Annotated in this window: 5 protein-coding genes; all 5 read right to left on the bottom strand. The window is 31.9% G+C overall.

Annotated features, from left to right (window positions below; translation table 11 throughout):
- Positions 1-704, bottom strand: a 704-nt coding sequence (locus tag AFK68_RS07575; protein ID WP_246844051.1) for a KGGVGR-motif variant AAA ATPase, incomplete at its 3' end; no start/stop codon positions are given.
- A gap of 25 nt (positions 705-729) precedes the next feature.
- On the bottom strand, positions 730-914 hold a 185-nt coding region (locus AFK68_RS41230; protein ID WP_246844050.1), incomplete at its 3' end, for a ParA family protein.
- Positions 915-1124: 210 nt separating this feature from the next.
- Complete coding sequence (locus AFK68_RS41225) at positions 1125-1286, bottom strand: hypothetical protein (RefSeq protein ID WP_246843950.1); 162 nt, start codon at positions 1284-1286, stop codon at positions 1125-1127.
- Between the two features lie 10 nt (positions 1287-1296).
- On the bottom strand, positions 1297-1731 hold the full coding sequence (locus tag AFK68_RS07565; RefSeq protein ID WP_094671368.1) for a hypothetical protein: 435 nt from the start codon (positions 1729-1731) through the stop codon (positions 1297-1299).
- Between the two features lie 364 nt (positions 1732-2095).
- The gene (locus tag AFK68_RS07560; RefSeq protein ID WP_094672228.1) at positions 2096-3379 is read right to left on the bottom strand and encodes a ribulose bisphosphate carboxylase small subunit; all 1284 of its coding nucleotides are present in this window, start codon (positions 3377-3379) and stop codon (positions 2096-2098) included.
- Positions 3380-4149: the final 770 nt, after the last annotated feature.

Below are 4149 nucleotides of genomic sequence, written 5' to 3'. Positions count from 1 at the left end.
GTATCATAATTTTCATCTGTTCCATTTTTTATCTTTTTAAGCAAGAAATTCCAAATTTCTTTGACTTTATCTAAACCACTTTTTGTTACATCAGGTACAGGAGAAAAAACAAAATTAATGGATAAATTTTTCAGACTTTGAAGAGATTCTAGTAGTAGTTCTATTCCCTGTTTATTTTGTTCATTAGGGAAAAGAAAAATAATTGCTTCATCAGCAGCTTGAATTAATGATAAAGCACCCCATTGATTAATCCCAGTTCTTGAGTCAATTAAGAGAATATCTGGTTTTAATTGTTCTTGAATTTCTTGCTTAAAAATAGACCAAATATTTTTGTCTCCATCTATAACAGTTGTGGCATGAAGATCGTCAACTTTAGACACATAATCAAGACTAAGATTTCCAGCAGGAACAACAAATACTCTACCTGTGGCGTTAGGTATTTTAACTTCACTAAATATGTCTGTAATTAAAATATTGGGGTCTACTTCTTCTGGTAAATAAGAACGTTCATAAAAATAATCAACAATTCCATATTTTGGCTGTAACTTAAGGTTAAATGCTGTACTTAAACCAGGTGCTTCTAAATCTAAATCTACAGCTACAACTTTACGACCTCGCATTGCTAAAATAGAAGCAACATGAGTTAATGCAGTAGTCCTTCCTACTCCTCCTTTAAAAGAATAAAATGTTACTGTTCTGGGTATACTAGGTTCTTTTTGGGTTAGTTGNTCAACAATTCCATATTTTGGCTGTAACTTAAGGTTAAATGCTGTACTTAAACCAGGTGCTTCTAAATCTAAATCTACAGCTACAACTTTACGACCTCGCATTGCTAAAATAGAAGCAACATGAGTTAATGCAGTAGTCCTTCCTACTCCTCCTTTAAAAGAATAAAATGTTACTGTTCTGGGTATACTAGGTTCTTTTTGGGTTAGTTGAAGTTGATTTTGTGGGTTGGCTGCTTGGATAGCTAAATCTTGCCAAGTTACTAATGAAAATTGATCGGGAATTTGTGGAGGTGAAATATTTAATGATTCAGCTTCTTGAGGTGTATATAAAGAAAGAAACCCAGGAGATAAATGAGGTACTTGAGACTTTAATAAGTTGGAAATTTCTTCTTTTCGCTAAGGGATAGATACACCAAAAAAGCTATTACTAACTAAAGTTAAATTAAGCAAACCTGATGTGGAAATATTTACATCAACCCACTCTTTAGTCTCTTTAGAGTTTTTAACATATTTGTCTTTGATATTCTGCTTTAGTGATACTTGCCAGTTTTCTTGCATTTTCAACTCCTTAGATTGTAGTGGCTTGTTTTTGTAGCCATTTTCTAAGCTTTTGATATGTGTTGAACCAGCTTTTATAATTTTCATTATTAACTTCAATACTAGAATAACGTATATCTATGAAATGTTGACCAATGGGGTTCTCAATTTCATCCAACCATTTTCGTACTTGGGGAAGTTTATCAATTCTAGATTTAAGTTTATTATGCCTTTTTAATGCTTCTGTGTAGCTATGTCCTGGATTAGTAAAAGTATGCCCTGGATTATTGTTATCTGTTTTCCATTCTTTAGTCGCACTTTTTGGTAAAGTAGCAAAAATCATTGCTTTTAATAAACACTCAATAGTTACACCTCCAAAGTGCATAGCTGCAATTTTTATTCCCGACTTATCTAATATTTCTGTATCAGAATAGCATTCTAGAAAAGCTGCTTGGTAATCTTCCATAAATCAAAAAAATATAGCTTTGACAATTTCACGTTATGTTGTGGTGAATCAATAGGAAATCCCTCGTGAAATCTTTGGTATATAAAAAATAATCTAAAAAGTTACTCAAATATAAAGTATTTTTAGGTTATGAGAATAATTATAAGATTGTATATAGAATTATTCTCACCTAACCTATCGAATTGCATTGACTAAATTTCCTATTTTATAGATATTCTCTAAATCTTAGATAGATTACTTCATTGTATCTTTGGTCTATGAATAATTTTCTCTACCATCCGTCGCTTAATNCACCTAACCTATCGAATTGCATTGACTAAATTTCCTATTTTATAGATATTCTCTAAATCTTAGATAGATTACTTCATTGTATCTTTGGTCTATGAATAATTTTCTCTACCATCCGTCGCTTAATATTCCCATCAATTCCAATCAAACGAACATAATCATTTTGATGTTCAGCTAAACATTTTTCTACAGCATCAATCACTTCTTTTTCCTCCTGATTATCTATTTTCCCGCAACTTTTCCATGAACCAGTTTTATATCTACGTTTATCTGCATATTCCATCCCAATTTTTAAACCATCTTCCAGTATTTTTTGAACTTTTTCCCTCACCTCTAAACTAAGATTACTATTTTTAACACTATGATTAATCTGATTTTCAGTTAACTGATTAGCTTTAGTTACTTCTGGAGATGAATAATTATAATTTGGCGTATTTGCCGTGAATTTTTCCGGTTCCTTTGTTGGAGAAACACCGAATAATCGAGATTGATTATATTCTTCAACTAACCGCAATTCTCGAATACGTTGTTGTTCTCTAACCATAATTTTTCCATACTCTTTCAAATGAGATAAATCAAAATTAGGTTGAGGAAAATCTGGAATTTTTTCTACCGCATTCACTACCCGTCTGGAAATTTTTTCAATACCTACTTGATGAATAAAATCACGAATCTGTTCATCATATATCCGACTCCGTAATGCACTGAAAAAATCTATAGCTTGGTCAGAAAATTTATCTACTAAATTATCAATATCTCCAGGGGAAAGTTCATCTGTTTTAAAAATACTATCTACTATTCCAACTCTCTCTTCTCGGTTTGGCTCCCAATAAAATTTCTCCATTCGACCATCTCTAATTAAAGGTGCATAAAGAGTAGAAAAATCATTTCCAGTCACAATAATTGGGATTCGATGTAGGGGAGTTTCATCATAACTACCAGGCAATTGTACATTTGTAGGATTATCAGCAATATTCATCAAAGTAGCATTTACCAATTGAGTATTTACTGTATATTGAGTACCTGCATCAAATCTACCTGCACCTGCATCTAAGTCATTAATAAATAAGGCGCACATTCGACCTTGAACTTTGATTTTTTCTGATGCTTCTCGATAACGTAAACGTAATAAACGTGCGGGGTCTCCTGCATCTTTACTTTCTAATTCTCCGCCAGATATTGTGACAGGTTCAATTCCCATTTTTTCAAATACTAATTGGCATTGAAAAGTTTTTCCTTCTCCTTTTCGTCCGTGTATTCCTAAGATTAAAGGTACTCTTACTCTGGGTAAGTCTAAGAAATTTTTGGTAATATGAACTGCTAGTTTATCTATGAATCTGGGTGAGATGTAATATGGCATTTCAGTTATTAGTTATTAGTTATTAGTTACTCAGCTTGAAAGCGGAGGTTTCAAACTTTATTTCTTAGTCACCATATCATTTTTCTGGCAATATTTATCAAGTTAATATTTTTTGAGGTTTAATAGCAATTTGAAAAAAGAACGGTACTAATAATCAGAGTCATAAAAATCATTTAACCAGATTTACCTTTGATTAAAGATGGATATTCAAATCAATAAATGATATTTAAACTATTTATTTTCGCTCCTGACTCCTAAAAGACTTTTTTAGTAAGCCCTAATTATTAACTATTTGGTAAAAAGTCTAAGTAAGTAGGTGAAAAAATTTACAGGTATGTCATTGCGACTGGAACGGAGTGGAAGGTTTGCGGAGCATTCCGGAACGGATAGCAATCTCAAGGATTTTAACTGCTTTAACATTTTATTACATAGTGATGTTTATTCGTGCCTACCTACTTACTTCTATTCCTACTATTAATTTTTTCCTGATGTAGTGCTAATTTCTGCAACACACATAAATGTATTTTTGTCAATTGCCAGTTAAATAGGGTGGAAAAAATTAGTTAGTCATCCTTCAAGCAATGAAGAGCGTTGGCGGAGCCTAGCGGCAGCTATATCGCTACCTAAAATAACGACAAAATAAGGATTTACAAGTTTATTTTTCCATTAAGCAATAACAAGCCTTTGGATTATAATTCAATTTACCATATCACGAAATTGAGAAAAATCGCTGAAAGTATTGAAAATTTGTTAGTTTATTCATTAATATT

This window comes from Hydrocoleum sp. CS-953 (genome assembly GCF_002260545.1).
Taxonomy (GTDB): Bacteria; Cyanobacteriota; Cyanobacteriia; order Cyanobacteriales; family Microcoleaceae; genus Trichodesmium.
This window is presented reverse-complemented; position numbering and strand designations above follow the sequence as displayed.